This is a genomic window from Photobacterium japonica (genome assembly GCF_050337005.1).
Lineage (GTDB): Bacteria > Pseudomonadota > Gammaproteobacteria > Enterobacterales > Vibrionaceae > Photobacterium > Photobacterium japonica.
Genome location: NZ_JAKJSN010000045.1, coordinates 33,626 through 50,095 on the forward strand (window position 1 = coordinate 33,626; position 16,470 = coordinate 50,095).

Below are 16,470 nucleotides of genomic sequence, written 5' to 3' on the forward strand. Positions count from 1 at the left end.
AAATCAGCAATCCCGCTCACATTCCGGTGAATACAAGGTCAAGGCAGGGCTAATTCTGGCCGATTTTTAAAGCCGTTCAACGCATCGGGGTTGGCCAGTGCGCCAAGGTTGTCCACGGGTTGATGGTGCACCACTTGCCGAACCGCCAATTCCACCAGTTTGCCTGAGCGGGTACGAGGAATGTCATTGACCGCCAATATCACCGCAGGCACATGCCGCGGAGAGCATTGTTCGCGGATCCGTTGGCTGATCTGCTGTTTGAGTGTGTTATCTAATGTGACCCCTTGTACTAACTGCAGAAACAACACCACACGCACATCGTGGCGGGTAGACGGGATGTCTTGGCTGATCACCACCGCATCAACAACGGCGTTAAAACGATTCACCTGCCGATAGATCTCGGCGGTACCAATGCGAACACCACCGGGGTTAAGCACGGCATCGGAGCGCCCATAAAACACCATGCCGCCAGTGGGCTGTAGCGACACATAATCCCCGTGATGCCACACATTGGGGAAGGTATCCCAATAGGCATGGTGATAGCGCGCGCCATCAGCATCTTGCCAGAAACCCCACGGCTGATTCGGGAAGCTGTTGGTGCACACCAGTTCTCCTTGCGTCTGTTGTAGCGGCGTGCCTTGCGGTGAAAATACCTGTACATCCATCGCCAATGCCCGTCCTTGGCATTCCCCGCGATACACGGGACTGATCGGGTTACCGAGGGCAAAGCAGCCGCAGATATCGGTACCACCAGAAATGGATGCCAGTTGCAGATCAGATTTGATGGCCTGATACACGTAATCAAATTGTTCAGGCGAGAGCACAGAGCCGGTAGAGAACAGCGTTTTGAGTGCGGTGAGGGAATGAGAATGGCGCGGAGCGATGGCGTGTTTTTCAAGACTTTCAAGGTATTTCGCAGACACGCCAAAGTGGGTAATGCCCGCATGATCGGCCAGATCCCACAGCACGTTGCCGTCAGGGTAAAACGGTGAGCCATCATACAGTACTAAGGTCGCGCCGGACGCCAAGCCGGAGACTAACCAGTTCCACATCATCCAGCCACACGTGGTGTAGTAAAACAGGGTGTCGGCGGGCTGAATATCACTATGGAGTTGATGCTCTTTAAGATGATTGAGTAGGGTGCCACCCACGGTGTGTACAATACACTTGGGTTTTCCGGTGGTGCCAGAGGAATACAAAATGCATAACGGGTGATTGAACGGCACGGGCACAAAGCCCAGTTCGCAGGGGCCAGAGCCACCACATACCTTTTCCCATGCGTCATACACGGGATGCGCTTGCGCTGTGCTCGTCGGTATATCCGGTTGTTCATGGTCAGAGGAATGAGAAAAGGGATGAGGTGAGTGGTAAGACGCCGCAAGATAAGCCACCGACACACAATGTGTCAGTGAGGGCAGTTGCGCCACAATGGCTGCGACTTTGTCATGCAGTGCATAAGCCTGCCCGTTAAAGGTGTAGCCATCGGCAAAGAACAGCACCTTGGGCGCGGTTTGTCCGAAGCGCTCCACCACGCTGTCGGTGCCAAAGTCCGGTGAGGTGGATGTCCAAATAGCACCTAATACACTGGTGGCTAACATTGCCACCACGGTATGTGGCAGATTGGGCAGATAGCCTGCGACCACATCCCCTTTACGCACGCCTGCCTGATGAAGGTATTGCGCCAGTTGTGCCGTTTGTTGATAAAGCTGCTGCCAGGTGAGGGATTCTGCCTGTTGTGGCTGCCCCTCTCGGTAAAAGAGGATCGCATTGGATTCGGCCTCACGGTGCCAATTTCTCAGGATGTTTTCAGCGTAATTCAGTTTGGCATGCGGGAACCATTGGGTGTCCTTGGCCGGTACGTCGCTGTCTGGTGGGCAATACGACACGGGGGGCTTTTTTGCGCCCACGACCTGACAGGCATCCCACAATTGGTCCCAAAAAATGTCACTGTGTGTCACGCTCCACGCGTGAAGCTGGGCGTAATCGGCAAACGGTCCATGCCCCTGCTGGGTGAGTTGCTGCATAAAGTGATGGAGTAAACTGGCACGGACACGGGCCGGAGAGGGCGTCCAAAGGGGCGTGGAAGATGACGCTGCATCGGTTTGTGTTTGTGAGGTTGTCATCATTGAACTCCTCGTCAGTGATCACCGACATTGTCAGGGTGGGCGGCAATGAACGCGGGCAGGGCTAAGCAGTGTTGTTCGATGGCGAGTAAGTGCGGAAAGGCCTGGAGGTCGAATCCAAACCGTTTGGCATTGTACAGCTGGGGGATCAAACATAAATCGGCCAGCATAGGGGTGTCCCCACAACAAAAGCGTGGTGTTTCCTGTGCGTTGCGGGTGCTAGAGGCTAGGGCGGTGGCTTGCCGCGAAATCAAGGTTTCTAAGGTTTGAAAACCGCGCTCCAGCCAGTGGTGATACCACACCATTTTTTCATTTTGCTGCACGCCAAATTCCGTATTGAGGTAATTCAATACCCGCAGATTATTGAGTGGGTGAATATCACACGCCACGGTCAAGGCCATTTCCCGGCAGCGGGCTTTTTGCCATAAGTCGCGCGGTAAAAGCGGCGGCTCAGGAAAACGTTCATCCAAGTATTCAATAATGGCTAATGACTGGCCGAGTACGCCTTGTGCGTGATGGTCTGGTTGTTCGTCATTGTTCACGTGTTCCTGTTCTTGCCTCTTATCTTGTCCTGGAGTGCGTTCGTCAGGGGCGTGGCCGTATTCAAGTGCAAAGCCCGCGTCTAATCCGGGCACTAAGCGGTGCGGGTTGATCGCACTGTACGCCGCGGCATTGTGTGCATCGTCGAGCAATGAAATGGGCACAGACTGATAATAAGCCTGCTTGAGGTTAAGGGCGATCCTGACCCGATATGCCGCCGACGAGCGGTAATAATCATAAAGCTTCATAGTCGCAATCCTGTTTATTATTCGTGCATGCGATGCTCCTGGCCATGCTGATATGGTTTCAATGCTAAAAACGGTGCGGATTGTGGTGATTCAGATCGTCTTCGCGGTATTGGTGGGTATAGCGCGTGACGGTTTGTTCAATCGCCCCAAAAATGGATTGCCCTTGTTCATCAGTCATGTCAATGCGCACGGTATCGCCAAAGGCCATAAAGGGCGTGCGGGGTTCGCCATGCTCCAGTATTTCCAGCATCCGTTTTTCAGCAATACAACATGAACCTTGGCTGCGATCTTTATTGGATACGGTGCCAGAACCAATAATACTGCCTGCACTGAGCGCCCGACTTTTGGCGGCGTGCTGCACCAGTTCGGCGAAATTGAACGTCATGTCTGTGCCTGCATGGGGTTGTCCAAACGGTTGGCCATTGAGCGACACCCGTAAGCGGTGGTGCAGTTTAAAATCATGCCAATGTTCACCCAGTTCGTCCGGCGTGACGGCCACCGGAGAAAATGCAGTAGACGGTTTGGATTGAAAGAACCCAAAGCCTTTGGCTAGTTCTGCGGGGATCAGTTGGCGTAGCGACACATCATTGACTAGCATCAACAACTGAATGTGGTCGTGGACTTCTTCGGTGCGGATCCCCATCGGAACGTCATCGCTCACAATGGCGATTTCCCCTTCAAAATCGATCCCCCAGCGTTCATCGGCCATCAAAATGTCATCGGTCGGACCATAAAAGCGATCCGACATGCCTTGGTACATCAGCGGATCTGTCCAAAAGCTGTCAGGCATTTCTGCCCCTCGGGCTTTGCGGACTAATTCAACGTGGTTGACGTAAGCACTGCCATCCGCCCATTGGTAGGCGCGCGGCAGCGGCGAACTGCATAAGCGGGCATTGAACGGAAACGCGTTCGGGGCGTGGCCGTCATTGAGTTGCTGATAAAGGTGCTGCAGAGGTTGTTCGACCAATGCCCAGTTATCGAGGGCAAATTGCAGTGTTGGGGCGATGTCGTGGGCATGGACAGCAAGGCGTAAATCACGGGAAACGATGATCAACTGTCCATCACGGCCTTGATTGAGAGAGGCAAATTTCACGGCGTTTATCTCCTTACAGCAGAGCGTCTCGCATTAGCGTGACGGCGGCGTGGGGTTTAACCAAGCGTAGACATAATCGGTGTTCTCTACCCCCTCCGGTAAATCCGCCACATCCAGTGGGTAACGGGCATCGATCATCACGGCCACTTCATCGGTGTCTTTTTTCACTGGCGCGTCGGGTGACAAACTGGCCGCCAAGGCTTTGGGGTGGGGGCCATGAGAAAAGCCGCAAGGGTGATGGGTGATCATGCCGGCTTCAATGTTATCGCGGCTGAAAAAGTTGCCACGGTGATAGAACAGTACTTCATCGTAGTCATCATTGTTGTGGAAGAACGGTACCTTCAATGCGCCGGGATCGGTTTCCATCGGACGGGGGACAAAGGTACAAATCACAAAACCCTCGGCCACAAAGGTAGTATGGGCAGAGGGGGGAACATGATAGCGGTGACTCATGATGGGGCGAATTGCCCGCCAATTGAGCTTGAAGGCGGTCAGGTTACCTTTCCAACCTTGTGCATCTAACGGGTTGTACGGGTAGGTCAGAATATTGAGTTGATTACGTGCTTTGAGGTACACCTGCCACGGTTGCGTGTCACTGGCTTGGGTTTGGCTTTGCTGGGCGAGAAACGCGTCATTGATTTTTGCGTGTTCTAACATGCCGGGGTCATAAATCGCATGCTGACCTATCAAGCCGCGATCGGCCATTTGATAACTGCTGTGAGTCGCTTCAATCATCAGCAGCGTCATCGGCGTATGCGGGACAAGACGCCAGCTGGTGGCGCGGGGCAGTACGACATAATCCCCTTCCTCAAGCGGTAAATGGCCGTAATCACAAAACAGATCGCCACTGCCATGATGGATAAAAAACACCTCATCCCCATCGCCATTGCGGGCCAAATGGGCCATGGCGTGGTCGCAGCGCCAAATTCGCAGTTTGAGTTGATGGTTCGTGAGCAGCAGCGGCGCTTGCCATGGGGAATCCACGGTGGCATCCAGTTTGTTGGTGTCTAACGCGCGGGGACGCAAAGGGCCTTCCCATTGAATCCAGCCCGTCGGCGGGTGAGTGTGGTACATGTGGCTGGCGGGGCCGAAAAAGCCTTCTTTGCCGCATTCGCGCTCATAGGTGCCATCCGGTAAATCACAGTGCGCCTGACGCGAGGCACGTCCTTCGGTGATGGGAAACTGAAACCATTGTGGCATGGCGTCCTCCTTGGCGAGTGAACCGACAGAGAGTAGCGAGTCGATAGCATGATTAATTTAACTTTGGTTCACACGGGGCAATACAGCAATAAATCGACGAGGAAGCTAACGCACAGTTGTAAAAATTTGCTTACAGCTTGCTAGGTACTCAATGTTGAGACCGACTTTATTGAGTGTGTTATCCCTACCTACGCTCAATATAAGGCGTTTTATTGCGAGTTTTTTTGCGAGTTAGGGGGACTGTATGACGCAATACGTATCAAAGAAACCGGACCCGCAAGGGATCGTACATTGGACCGAGGAAGAAAATGCGGTGTGGCATGATTTGGTGACTCGGCAACGCCAATGCTTGCCTCAGCGTGCCTGTCAGGCGTACTTGCATGGACTGGATTTACTCGATCTACCGACGCACCGTGTACCACAGCTTGAAGAAATCAATCACGTATTACGCCAAACCACCGGCTGGCAATGCACGGCGGTGCCGGCGCTCATCAATTTTGACCGGTTCTTCTCGCTATTGTCTCAGCGGCAGTTTCCGGTAGCGACGTTCCTGCGTACCCGTGAAGAGTTTGATTACCTGCAAGAGCCAGACTTTTTTCATGAAATCTTTGGGCATTGTGCCATGCTGACGAATCCGGCTTTTGCGGAATTTACCCATAAATACGGTCAGCTTGGGTTAAATGCCAGCCATGAGGACAGGGTGTATCTGGCGCGTCTGTATTGGTTTACGGTGGAGTTCGGATTACTGAAAGAAACACAAGGCACGGCAGACACGCCCGCGACGCGGATTTACGGGGGCGGGATTTTATCGTCGCCAGGGGAAACCCAATACGCTTTGTTGGCTAATGACGATTTGCAGGCTGACAGTCAGAGGACGAAGCCGGTTCACCAGCCTTTTGATCCGGTCGAAATCATGCGTACGCCTTACCGCATCGACATCATGCAGCCCGTCTATTTTGTACTGGACTCGATTCAGCAGTTATACGATGTCGCTCAAATGGATGTCATGGCGTTAGTGGCAGAGGCGAAAGCCAAAGGGTTGCATAAGCCATTGTTTGAAGCCAAGGTGAAGCCAACGCATGCAGCGACTGAAAACAGTTGATGTGTACAAGAGAATAAGCGGAAGATAATACATTCAGCAAAGGAGATCAGTGATGACGGCATTGAATACATTACAGTGTGAAGCGTGCCAAGCAGGGGCGCAAACAGTGACGGAAGCCGAATTGGTGAGTTTGATGGTCGAATTGCCTGACTGGACGGTGATAGATCGCGAGGGTATTCAGCAATTAGAACGTCAGTTTGTGTTTAAAAACTTCAAACTGGCGTGGGCACTGACTGATAAAATAGCGGCCTTGGCGGAAGCAGAAAAACATCACCCGGAAATTACCTTGGAGTGGGGGAAAGTGACGGTGCGATGGTGGAGTCATTCGGCCAACGGGCTGCATAAAAATGATTTCATTTGTGCAGCCAAAACGGATGTGTTGTTGGTGGAATAGGTGAGAATATAAGCGCTATGATGGCGGCGCTTGTGGGTGATTATTATGAATGCTGTTTTTTATTTAAGGGTTTGATACTATTTTCGGTGAGGTTGGGTATATAATGATTTAATGTCAAATTGTCAGGGTGTTACATGAGCAAACCACAAGAGCCACCAATGCTTGTCGGATGCGAAGAATGCGGTTTAGTGGTTGAACTGCCCGTGTTGGCAGATAATGAAAAAGCGTCATGCCCCCGATGTGAACATACGTTAGTCAAACGTATTGCCCAGCCGTTTCAACGTCCCCTTTCTTACGGGATCGCTTGCCTCGTGATGTTGGTGGCAAGTATCAGTTTTCCTTTCATGTCATTTAGCGTCAAAGGGATCAGCCAAGAAATCACACTAATGCATGCGGCAACGATGCTGAATGTGTTTGAAAACAGCTTGTTGGCGATTCTATTATTGCTAACCGTGTTAGTGTTACCGGCGGCGTATCTCGCCTCATTACTTTACCTGTATTACCGAGCCGGACGGATATTGACCGGCAAATCAAGCAAGGTCATTTCAGTCGGTGAAAAGCGCTTATGCCGTGGCATGATTGCGATAGAGCCGTGGTTGATGGTGGATGTTTTTTTGATTGGGGTATTGGTCAGCTTAATCAAAATTGCGTCGTTGGCAGATATCGGACTCGGTATGTCTTTTTGGGCGTTCTGTCTGTATACCTTGTTGGTGGTGAAATGCGTCTCAATGGCTGACCGTACTTGGTTGTGGCTGCAATTTTTGCCGCTTAAGCCCATAGACGGGGTGAAAGCCGGTGATTGCCATCACGATCATAACCATGTCAGCTGTCATATTTGTGCGCAGTTGAACCCGATGACGGACGAGAAACATCCCCGTTGTTGCCGCTGCCACGGTAAATTACACCCGTATGCGCCCGACAGAATGCTACAACGGTCATGGGCCTTATTGATTGCCGCGTGTGTCTTTTTGTTGCCTGCGAATTTGTACCCCATGATGTATACCGTCAGCTTAGGCAAATCGGAAGGATCCACCATCATGGAAGGGGTCGTGTTATTGTGGCAGTTAAAGTCGTACCCCATTGCCGCTGTGATTTTCATTGCCAGTATCATAATCCCGTTATCCAAAGTCTTTGCCTTAGTGTGGTTGTATATCCATGCCAAAAAAGGTGTGCTAACGGACGAGAAAAAAGCGATCAGAAACCTTAAGCTGTACCGTATGACGGAATTTATTGGGCGCTGGTCGATGATTGATATCTTCGTGGTGGCGATTTTGGTTGCTTTGGTGCAACTGCAAAATCTCATGGCGATTTATCCCGGTCCCGCCGCCCTGTCATTTGCTTGTGTGGTGTTGCTCACCATGTTGTCGGCAATGACGTTTGACCCTCGAGTCTTCTGGCAGAAGGAAACAGATGTTGCGGCATCTTCTGCGCGTGAAAACCATTATAAAGAGAAAGCGAGTTTATGAGCGAGCAACCAGCATCAAGGGCAAAGACCCAATCGATAAAGCAGGTGTCTTCCATCTGGCTAGTACCGATGATTGCCATCGGTATCGGTATTTGGATGTTATTTCAGTTTATGACCAGCCAAGGGCCGGAAATTACCCTGAAAATGGATACCGCCGAAGGCATTGAAGTCGGGAAAACAGAGATCAAAGCACTAAACGTAAAAGTCGGTGTGGTCACGGGTGTGACCCTGAACGAAGACTACAGTGCGATTGAAGTGACCGCGCAAATGGACAAAGACGCCGCGCGTATGCTCAAAGATGACACCCTGTTTTGGGTGGTGAAGCCGCGTATCGGAAAATCGGGCGTGTCGGGGTTAGAAACCTTGTTGTCCGGTTCTTATATTCAGCTCCAGCCAGGGCGTTCAGAAAAAGATAAACGCCACTTTGAAGTACTGGATGTCCCGCCTGTTGCACCGCCAGATGCCAAAGGCTTGCGCTTGGTATTAAGCCATAACGAAGCCGGCAAATTGGCGGTGGGTGATCCGGTCTTGTATGAAGGTTTTACCGTGGGCCGCGTCGAGCAAACCACGTTTGACACCAAAACCAAAAAAGCCAATTACCACCTGTTTATTTTCCAGCCTTATGACAGTTTGATCCGTAAACGTACCCGTTTCTGGTTGACCTCAGGAGTGGATCTGCAAATGTCGGCGGAAGGCTTTAATTTGAAAATTGGGTCGATTGAATCGTTGATCACCGGTGGTGTGAGCTTTAAAGTGCCGAATGGTCGTGAGCCGGGTGAGCTGGTCACCAAGCAGATGTCGAAGTTCCGTCTGTACAATAATATGAAAGACGTGCGTGAACGCTTCTTTGATGAATACCTTGAGTACGTCATGCTGTTTGATGAGTCTGTGCGCGGCTTGAAGCCAGGGGCGCCTATCGAATACCGCGGTATTCGTATTGGTACAGTGAAAAAAGTGCCACTGAACCTGCCAACGGCAAGTGAAGGCTTTACCAATAAAGACATTCCGGTATTGATACGCATCGAACTGGGCCGAGTGAATACGCATGTGCATTACACGTCGTTGGCTGAGCTAAAAGCAAGTCTTGATGAGGAATTTAAAAATGGCCTGCGTGCAACACTGAAAACAGGCAATTTGCTCACGGGTGCCTTGTTGATTGATACCGAGGTGTATCCGGACGATAAAATGCCGAAGAACACGCACTATGCGAACTACGATATCTTCCCAACGAAAGCGGGTGGTTTTGCGCAGTTCCAGAAACAAGTGTCATCTATCTTGAATAAGATCAATAACCTGCCGGTTGAAGATACCTTGTTGACGCTTAACCGCACGTTGGAATCATCACAACAAACAATGGCTGCGGCAGAAAAAGTGGCTAATGAAGTGAATAAGCTGCTGGCGAAGCAAGATACACAGGCGATCCCGACGGAAATCCGCGACAGTTTGCAGCAGATCCAAGAAACCTTAAACGGGTATGGGCCTGAAGGCGCACCGTATCAGAACTTGCAACAAGCCCTCGATCAGTTTGAGCAAGTGATGACGGAGTTGCAGCCGGTGTTGAGACAGCTCAATGAGAAACCGAATTCATTAATTTTCACGGGTGAAAAACCGGCCGATCCGATTCCGGTACGAGGACAATAAGCATGTACAAAAGCCTTTTAGCCGCCGCCGTGCTCGTTTTGGCCGGATGCAGCAGTACCGCAGAGCCGGTGACGACGACGTATTTGTTGCCAATGAATGAGGCATCAACGACCTTGCTTAGCGCGACTGCGCAACAGCCCGTTATGATCGTTCGCCCGGTCGAGGTGGCGCAGCATTTGGGCGGCACCGGATTGGTGTACCAAGTGAGCCCGACCGAAGTGGTACAAGCACAACATAATTTGTGGGCGGAAAGCCTGTCAAAGCAACTTACCCGCGCGGTGATTGACGATTTGCGTCAAAAGCAATCGACCTATTGGTTTGATCAACTGACCCCTGTGGTGAATGCGATGGACCTGCCTAAACTGCAGCTACAATTTACGCAGTTTAACGGCCACTATTCAGGGTTGGCACAGTTAAGTGGCCAATGGATGGTTGTGAATGGTGAAGGGGAGGCGGTGATCCGTCAGCCATTCTTCATTCAGGTACCGTTGGCTGAAGACGGTTACAACGCGCAGGTGAAAGCCCTGTCTGAAGGGGTTGAGCGTCTGACGACACAAATCAGTCAGCGAGTGAGCCATCTTCGCTTGTAGCCTGCTTATCTGTAATCTCTAGCTTGTAAGCCGCTTGCCTTGCAATAAAAAAGATAGCCTTCTGGCTATCTTTTTTGTTTCTGCTTTCAGGTTAGAGCGCGCCGCTAGATCGCCCGATGTCACTTTTGGGGATACTGGCGATAGAACCCATTGGTCCAACATTCTGGCAAGTCCTCGCCGGAAGGGAACGACAGTTGCTGCTTGTTGATTTTCACCGGATCGGCAAGATCTTCGCCTGACTGGTATTGCACCGTGACTTGTGAATAAAACGGGTTAACCAGTGATGACATATCCACCACATCGACCAGATCGCCAGTTCGTGCTTCTTTCAAAAACATCACTTTATCTCCAAAGTCTGCGGTAAAACGCGTTAAAAATATTGCTAATCTCCTATGATGTGGGGATATAAAGCAAATAATCACAACGCTTTAGTCTAAGTATGGCTGAATTTAAGCGCTTTGCTGATTGCATTGCACTATGCGGTTCTGTAAAGACGGACCGCTAAATACGGGTTATGTAAACACAGATATTTAAATCGATAAGGACAGAAGACACAGATGAGTAAGTATTACTGGGGAATCGATCTGGGCGGCACAAAGATTGAGTGTGCGGTGATGGCGTATGATGATGACCGTTGTGTATTAAGGGAACGTATCCCGACCGAAGGCGAGAAAGGTTATCAGCATGTCATTAACCAAATTAAACGCCTGATTGACCGCTGTATTGAGCTGGTAGGGGAATCCCCGTCGGCGGTGGGGTTTGGTACGCCGGGTACGTTAGACCCTGCGACCGGCGTGATGAAAAACTGTAACTCTACCCACCTTAACGGTCAGCCGCTAGACAAAGATTTAACCGCCTGTTTGGGTGTGCCGGTGAAGTTGGCGAATGATGCCAACTGTTTCGCCTTGGCAGAAGCCAAGCTGGGGGCTGCACATGCGATTAATCCAGGTGCGGAAGTGGTGTTTGGTATCATCATGGGCACCGGTGTTGGGGCCGGTATTGTGGTCAATGGTAAGCCATTATACGGCTGCCACGGTATTGCAGGTGAATGGGGGCATAACCCGTTAGAGCTGGATGGCGCCCTTTGTTATTGTGGTCAGCACGGCTGTGTTGAAACGGTATTGTCGGGCACAGGCTTAGAGCGTTTCTACAATCAGTCAGCGCAAACGGAACAGAAAGTCCGCTTGCCTGAGATTTTAACGATGGCGCAAGAGGGTGATGCGCTGGCGTTAGAAACGATCGGCCGTATGCATGCATACTTTGGTGTCGCCGTGGCGCGTATTATCAATGTGCTTGATCCTGATGTGATTGTTGTCGGCGGTGGTGTGGGGAATATTGACTCACTGTACGAGCAAGGCAAGCAAGCCATTTTGCCACACCTATTTAACCCTGTGTTGAATACACATATTGTGAAACCACAATTGGGTGACAGTGCGGGTGTATTTGGTGCGGCTATGCTGGTTAAATAACATCGATAAATAACGTTGGTTAAGTAATGCGGCATTAATCATCGGGTTCGGTGGACGGGGTAAAAGCTCCCCAAAATCGCAATCACGGTTAAAGAGAAAGAGGCGACCTAACAGGTGGCCTCTTTTTATTGGTATCGTTAGTGTTAGTGCATGGCGCATGCATAAGCATAAGCATAAGCATAAGAAGTCAAAAGGTTAGAAGATAAAATTCAACATTAAGGTGTACACGTTGGCGTCTTTGTCTTCTCCTGACACTTTAGGTGGCGCAATAAATTGGCCAATATCAAACTGGTCATAATCGGCGCTTCTCATGTATACCCCTTGCCATTCCCCGTTGAGGGAAATCGTTGGCGTGACGTCGTAACGTACACCTAACGTTGCCCCGCGCGTTTTACGGCGCTGGTGGCTCTCTTCATACACGGCATATGGCGTAAACTTATCCCACGTGTAGGCGGCAGACACATACCAGTTACTCTGGATATTATCAGTGTGTACTTCGGCCATAAATTGCCAGTTATTGAAGAGGTATTCTGCACCCAAGGTATAAATGTTCAGTGTTTCTTCGGCAGGGTTAACGTCTGTCGTCATTGTGTATTCAGTACGTAAGTAACTGAAGTGAAGGCGATAATCAAACCCATTCAATTCCGCAGAAAGACCGGCAAGGTAATCGGCATCCACTGTGATCTTTCTTGCGCCTACTTTTATATCGTTATTACGACCAAAGCCATAGAACGGTGAGGCGCTCATTACCAACTCATCATTTAGCTCGAATTGCCATGTGGCACTCAGGCCATCATAGAACGTCACCCCTAATAAGCTGTCGTATACACTTTGCGGTGGACGTGCCCACGGATAGGCTTGACCCACGTAATAATATTGCGAGACTAAAAAGAGCGGAATGCGCAATCGCCCCCCTTGGAAAGTTAAGCTGTCGTATTCATAGCTGAGGTAAGCCCATTCCAACTCAGGATCGGACCACTCATCTTGTGGCCGTTTAATCACTTGTACGGAGGCATTGAACGCATCAGACAAGGCCAAGTCGGCTTGCAGGCCGAAAGTGGTATCACAGTCGTAACAGGTATCGTCATTGATTTCGCGGTGGACGAAAATCGGCACGCTGTTGTCAGATTGCGTAATAGAGGTTGAACCAAACCCACTGATTGATAAGTTGTCGGTAATGGAAATCGCCGCCATTCCACTGTAAGGGATCACAAGCAAAGACAGCGGAAGAAAAGGAAATTTAGCCATGTCTTTACTCTCCTTGTAAGACGGTAATTAAAATATTGGCGTTTTCAGGCACGGCATTGATGGGGGCATAAGCAATACCGTTGGGGTTGGCATTGAGCCATTCAATAATGTCTTTAATGTCATCACTACTGAGTTCTTCCGGCGGTTTTCCTTTGCCTGAAAATGACAAGCTGGCCCAATAGCCATTCATTTGCGTGACCGATTTACCGAGCAGCATAGTATAAAATTCGTCACGGTGGAGAGAATGTTCCGGTAAATCCACCAAAATAATTTTAATACTGCCATTAATCTTCTTTGTTTTTCCTTTATACAGCATTCTTGTTTTGCTTTTCGTTAATGGGGGGAGATCACCATTCATCGAAAATACGGCAAAATCCACCTCCTGTTCTGTGTTGGCCTGCACAGTTACACTACCTAACATCAGGGTCGCCCCTATGAGTAATGTTGGAAAAAAAGTGAGAAAACTCAGTCCATTGAACATCAATAAATTTCCATCATCGTTAATTAACCCTGCTATAAATACTAGTAGACATTGATGTTACTACAACTAGGCAAAACAATAATTTTGACAAGGAGCGACTATGGGCCTATTGAATGGCTTCTCAATAAAACTTAGGCTACTTTGCTTAGTGGTATTGCCACTGATTTTTGCCTCGATTTATACGGTGGTTGAGTTAAAGTTATTGTTTGAACGCGTCAACAATTTGAATGCCTTACAGTCGAGAATGGCGCTGTTAGCAACGGGGTCAGAATTTTCGGACACCGTACATGAATTGAAGCTGTCAAAATTGAATGATCGCCCTGCTGCAGAGGCAACCCAGCAAGCTGTGCAGATGACCTCGAAAATGGCGGCATTAAGCAGCCAAGCATTTAGTGCAGACACCACGGCCGAAATGCAGCTCATCAATGAAGAGATGCAGGTGCTGATTAACGATTATCCGGACATTGCTGCTGAAGAGATTAATGACTGGTCTGAGTGGGGGGTTGATCTCGCTGTACAACGCTTGGTGTTGTTAGAAAAGTCCGTGCTGGATGTGCACGATGGCAGTATTGAGCAGCAATTGTCGATCCTGTATCAACTGCAATGGTTGAAGTTATGGGCACAGCAAGAAAATTGGTACATCCACTTAATGTATAACCACCCTGAACTCACCGAGTTCACCGATCCCCTCGATACGGTCATCGAGCGCCAGCAATTAACCATTGAGCGCTATTTAACGATCAATGCGACCCCGCAGCAAATAGAACTACTCAGTCAGACTTTTGCAGATTCCGCTTTTGCCGACAGCTTCCAAATCCGTAATGCGGTATTTTCAGGTGAGCTTGCGGGACGCGACAACACACAGGATATAGCAACACTAGATAAGCGCCTTTCACTTATTCAATTTGTCGTTGAAAATATTAGCCAGCAATTGACGACGAATATCGATGCGTCGATTCAGCATGCGAAGCAAATGATTGTTGCGTATTTAGTGGCGATTGTGCTTTCAACACTCTTGTTGATTTTGCTAGGTACCAACCTTATTCATCGTATTGGTAGTTACCTTGACCGTATTTTACAGGGTATGGCCAATTTGGAGCACCCAGAAAAGGGGAACGCCAAAATTACGGTGGACGGTAATGATGAATTTACCGTCTTTAGTCATCAGCTTAATCAGCTCATTGAAGAGCGCGTGCAAAATCAGAAAAACCTGATACAAGCAAAGGAAGAAGCGGAAAAAGCCAGCTTGGCCAAGAGTTCGTTTTTGGCCAACATGTCACACGAAATTCGTACACCGCTTAATGGGATCATTGGGATGTCCGGTATTTTGACGGATACCAAATTGACGCCCTCTCAATCGGAATACGTGCAGACCATCGAAACGTCATCGCAAACCTTGCTGTTACTTATTAACGATATTCTTGATTTATCGAAAATTGAATCGGGAAATTTAGTGCTTTCACCGAGTGAGTGCCGTGTGCGTGAAGTCGCTTACGATACCATGTCGATTGTATTGGCGAAGGCAAGAACCGGTTTGGCATTAAATGTACAACTGGAACATGATGTGCCAGATATCGTGAAAATGGATGAATACCGCTTACGGCAGGTAATGATGAACTTGGCGTCGAATGCGGTGAAATTTACCGAATCTGGCAGTGTGACGATTTCGATTCGTCAGCAAGAGCATGCGGAGGAAGGCAAAGTCAGTCTACGCTTTGCTGTCACGGATACCGGGATCGGCATTGCGAAAGAAAAACAAAAACAGGTGTTTGCGCCGTTTACGCAAGAAGATGGTTCCATTACCCGGGAATTTGGTGGTACCGGGCTTGGTTTGGCTATTTGTCGCCAATTGGTTGATTTGATGGGGGGAGAGATTGCCCTTGAATCAGAAAAAGGGCAGGGAAGTACGTTCTACTTCACGTTAACCGTTGAGGTGATTCAACAAAAAGCAGAGGCACTCAAAGGATGCCAAGGGAAAACCTTACGCATTATTGCCCCTGACCCACAACGTACAGATGTTGTGGAGCGCCTGTGCTTTGAAAGTGCATTTTACGGCATAAATACGACAGTTTCGCATGATATCGAGGCAGACATTGCGCAAGAGAACGTTGATGCCTTGGTGTATTGCCCCTCTCACGCGGGCAATGTGGCGCAGGAACTTAAGCAACTGCATAACACTTGCCCGGGGTTACCTATTTTGTTGGGTTGCCAGCACGCTGATGATCATAGCAATGTCGACGACAACATCATGGGGATTATTTCGTTACCTTTGTTGGGGCACCGTTTTTCAAGAGTGGTACAGAATGCATTGACACATACCGTGAAGGCATCAGAGAGCGTAGAGGCCAATACGGCGATAGAAGCGGTTGCCGCGATTCAACAGAAGATATTGATTGTTGAAGATAATCAGGTGAATCAGCGTGTTGCTGGTCTATTTTTAACCAAAGCGGGTTATGCATGCGAATTTGCCCATAATGGACAAGAAGCGGTAGATATGATCACGGCAGAGAAGGTGTATAACGCCGTACTCATGGACTGTATGATGCCTGTGATGGATGGCTTCACGGCGACTAAAAATATTCGGGAATGGGAAAGTGCGAACAGTAAAGTCGCCGTGCCCATCATTGCGTTGACGGCGAGTGTACTCGATGAAGATATCAGTAAGTGTTTTGATGTGGGTATGGATGACTATGTCGCCAAACCGTTCAAAAAAGCCATCCTACTGGGTAAGTTAGAAAAATGGGCAGAAATGGCGTGATCATGTGTTAAAGGCTAATATTGACACAACACTTCACCCGTAAAGATACGAGAGGGAGAGCATAATGCTCTCCTTTTTGTGCGAGATCGCTGACAAGGTGTGACATGTTATAAATAAT

14 protein-coding genes are annotated in these 16,470 nt (G+C 49.4%); 7 read left to right on the plus strand and 7 right to left on the minus strand.

Features of this window, described 5'->3' with window-relative positions:
- Positions 1–38: 38 nt before the first annotated feature.
- The 4 genes from L4C36_RS17050 to L4C36_RS17065 all read right to left on the minus strand — a co-directional run bounded on the left by L4C36_RS17050 (position 39) and on the right by L4C36_RS17065 (position 5,204).
- Positions 39–2,126: an acetoacetate--CoA ligase gene (locus tag L4C36_RS17050; protein WP_428479008.1), complete on the minus strand. Its 2,088-nt coding sequence runs from the start codon at positions 2,124–2,126 to the stop codon at positions 39–41.
- An 11-nt stretch (positions 2,127–2,137) separates the two neighbouring features.
- A complete protein-coding gene (maiA, locus tag L4C36_RS17055; protein WP_428479009.1) occupies positions 2,138–2,911 on the minus strand; it encodes a maleylacetoacetate isomerase in 774 nt (257 codons plus the stop codon).
- A gap of 64 nt (positions 2,912–2,975) precedes the next feature.
- Positions 2,976–4,004, minus strand: a complete 1,029-nt coding sequence (locus tag L4C36_RS17060; protein WP_428479010.1) for a fumarylacetoacetate hydrolase family protein — start codon at positions 4,002–4,004, stop codon at positions 2,976–2,978.
- Between the two features lie 33 nt (positions 4,005–4,037).
- Complete coding sequence (locus L4C36_RS17065; protein WP_428479011.1) at positions 4,038–5,204, minus strand: homogentisate 1,2-dioxygenase; 1,167 nt, start codon at positions 5,202–5,204, stop codon at positions 4,038–4,040.
- 244 nt (positions 5,205–5,448) lie between these two features.
- Between L4C36_RS17065 and phhA the strand changes: the two genes are divergently transcribed.
- From phhA to L4C36_RS17090, 5 genes are all read left to right on the plus strand, one after another.
- On the plus strand, positions 5,449–6,306 hold the full coding sequence (phhA, locus tag L4C36_RS17070; protein WP_428479012.1) for a phenylalanine 4-monooxygenase: 858 nt from the start codon (positions 5,449–5,451) through the stop codon (positions 6,304–6,306).
- Positions 6,307–6,358: 52 nt separating this feature from the next.
- Positions 6,359–6,700, plus strand: a complete 342-nt coding sequence (locus L4C36_RS17075) for a 4a-hydroxytetrahydrobiopterin dehydratase (protein ID WP_428479013.1) — start codon at positions 6,359–6,361, stop codon at positions 6,698–6,700.
- Between the two features lie 134 nt (positions 6,701–6,834).
- On the plus strand, positions 6,835–8,166 hold the full coding sequence (locus L4C36_RS17080) for a PqiA/YebS family transporter subunit (protein ID WP_428479014.1): 1,332 nt from the start codon (positions 6,835–6,837) through the stop codon (positions 8,164–8,166).
- The gene (gene pqiB, locus L4C36_RS17085; protein ID WP_428479015.1) at positions 8,163–9,806 is read left to right on the plus strand and encodes an intermembrane transport protein PqiB; all 1,644 of its coding nucleotides are present in this window, start codon (positions 8,163–8,165) and stop codon (positions 9,804–9,806) included. The genes L4C36_RS17080 and pqiB overlap by 4 nt, the downstream gene beginning before the upstream one ends.
- Positions 9,807–9,808: 2 nt before the next feature.
- A complete protein-coding gene (locus L4C36_RS17090) occupies positions 9,809–10,396 on the plus strand; it encodes a PqiC family protein (RefSeq protein ID WP_428479016.1) in 588 nt (195 codons plus the stop codon).
- Positions 10,397–10,515: 119 nt separating this feature from the next.
- Here the strand turns inward: L4C36_RS17090 and L4C36_RS17095 are convergent, their stop codons facing one another.
- Positions 10,516–10,734, minus strand: a complete 219-nt coding sequence (locus L4C36_RS17095; RefSeq protein ID WP_428479022.1) for an acetyltransferase — start codon at positions 10,732–10,734, stop codon at positions 10,516–10,518.
- Between the two features lie 219 nt (positions 10,735–10,953).
- Here L4C36_RS17095 and L4C36_RS17100 point away from each other — a divergent pair, with 219 nt between their 5' ends.
- Positions 10,954–11,865, plus strand: coding sequence for an ROK family protein (locus L4C36_RS17100; RefSeq protein WP_428479017.1), 912 nt, complete (start codon positions 10,954–10,956; stop codon positions 11,863–11,865).
- A gap of 195 nt (positions 11,866–12,060) precedes the next feature.
- On the opposite strand, the gene L4C36_RS17105 is transcribed toward L4C36_RS17100, so the two are convergent.
- Together L4C36_RS17105 and L4C36_RS17110 are read right to left on the minus strand one after the other, a co-directional pair.
- Positions 12,061–13,113: a porin gene (locus L4C36_RS17105; RefSeq protein ID WP_428479018.1), complete on the minus strand. Its 1,053-nt coding sequence runs from the start codon at positions 13,111–13,113 to the stop codon at positions 12,061–12,063.
- Positions 13,114–13,117: 4 nt separating this feature from the next.
- Entirely contained in the window at positions 13,118–13,594 is a 477-nt protein-coding gene (locus L4C36_RS17110; protein WP_428479019.1) for a hypothetical protein, read from the minus strand.
- Positions 13,595–13,694: 100 nt separating this feature from the next.
- Here L4C36_RS17110 and L4C36_RS17115 point away from each other — a divergent pair, with 100 nt between their 5' ends.
- A complete protein-coding gene (locus tag L4C36_RS17115; RefSeq protein WP_428479020.1) occupies positions 13,695–16,352 on the plus strand; it encodes a hybrid sensor histidine kinase/response regulator in 2,658 nt (885 codons plus the stop codon).
- The last annotated feature ends 118 nt before the right edge of the window (positions 16,353–16,470 follow it).

What these genes read in the sequence shown, in the direction of transcription:
- L4C36_RS17050 (WP_428479008.1), bottom strand. Translation starts at nt 2,126, where the DNA reads ATGATGACAACCTCACAAACACAAACCGATGCAGCGTCATCTTCCACG.
- maiA (WP_428479009.1), bottom strand. Translation starts at nt 2,911, where the DNA reads ATGAAGCTTTATGATTATTACCGCTCGTCGGCGGCATATCGGGTCAGG.
- L4C36_RS17065 (WP_428479011.1), bottom strand. Translation starts at nt 5,204, where the DNA reads ATGCCACAATGGTTTCAGTTTCCCATCACCGAAGGACGTGCCTCGCGT.
- phhA (WP_428479012.1), top strand. Translation starts at nt 5,449, where the DNA reads ATGACGCAATACGTATCAAAGAAACCGGACCCGCAAGGGATCGTACAT.
- L4C36_RS17075 (WP_428479013.1), top strand. Translation starts at nt 6,359, where the DNA reads ATGACGGCATTGAATACATTACAGTGTGAAGCGTGCCAAGCAGGGGCG.
- L4C36_RS17080 (WP_428479014.1), top strand. Translation starts at nt 6,835, where the DNA reads ATGAGCAAACCACAAGAGCCACCAATGCTTGTCGGATGCGAAGAATGC.
- pqiB (WP_428479015.1), top strand. Translation starts at nt 8,163, where the DNA reads ATGAGCGAGCAACCAGCATCAAGGGCAAAGACCCAATCGATAAAGCAG.
- L4C36_RS17090 (WP_428479016.1), top strand. Translation starts at nt 9,809, where the DNA reads ATGTACAAAAGCCTTTTAGCCGCCGCCGTGCTCGTTTTGGCCGGATGC.
- L4C36_RS17095 (WP_428479022.1), bottom strand. Translation starts at nt 10,734, where the DNA reads ATGTTTTTGAAAGAAGCACGAACTGGCGATCTGGTCGATGTGGTGGAT.
- L4C36_RS17100 (WP_428479017.1), top strand. Translation starts at nt 10,954, where the DNA reads ATGAGTAAGTATTACTGGGGAATCGATCTGGGCGGCACAAAGATTGAG.
- L4C36_RS17105 (WP_428479018.1), bottom strand. Translation starts at nt 13,113, where the DNA reads ATGGCTAAATTTCCTTTTCTTCCGCTGTCTTTGCTTGTGATCCCTTAC.
- L4C36_RS17110 (WP_428479019.1), bottom strand. Translation starts at nt 13,594, where the DNA reads ATGTTCAATGGACTGAGTTTTCTCACTTTTTTTCCAACATTACTCATA.
- L4C36_RS17115 (WP_428479020.1), top strand. Translation starts at nt 13,695, where the DNA reads ATGGGCCTATTGAATGGCTTCTCAATAAAACTTAGGCTACTTTGCTTA.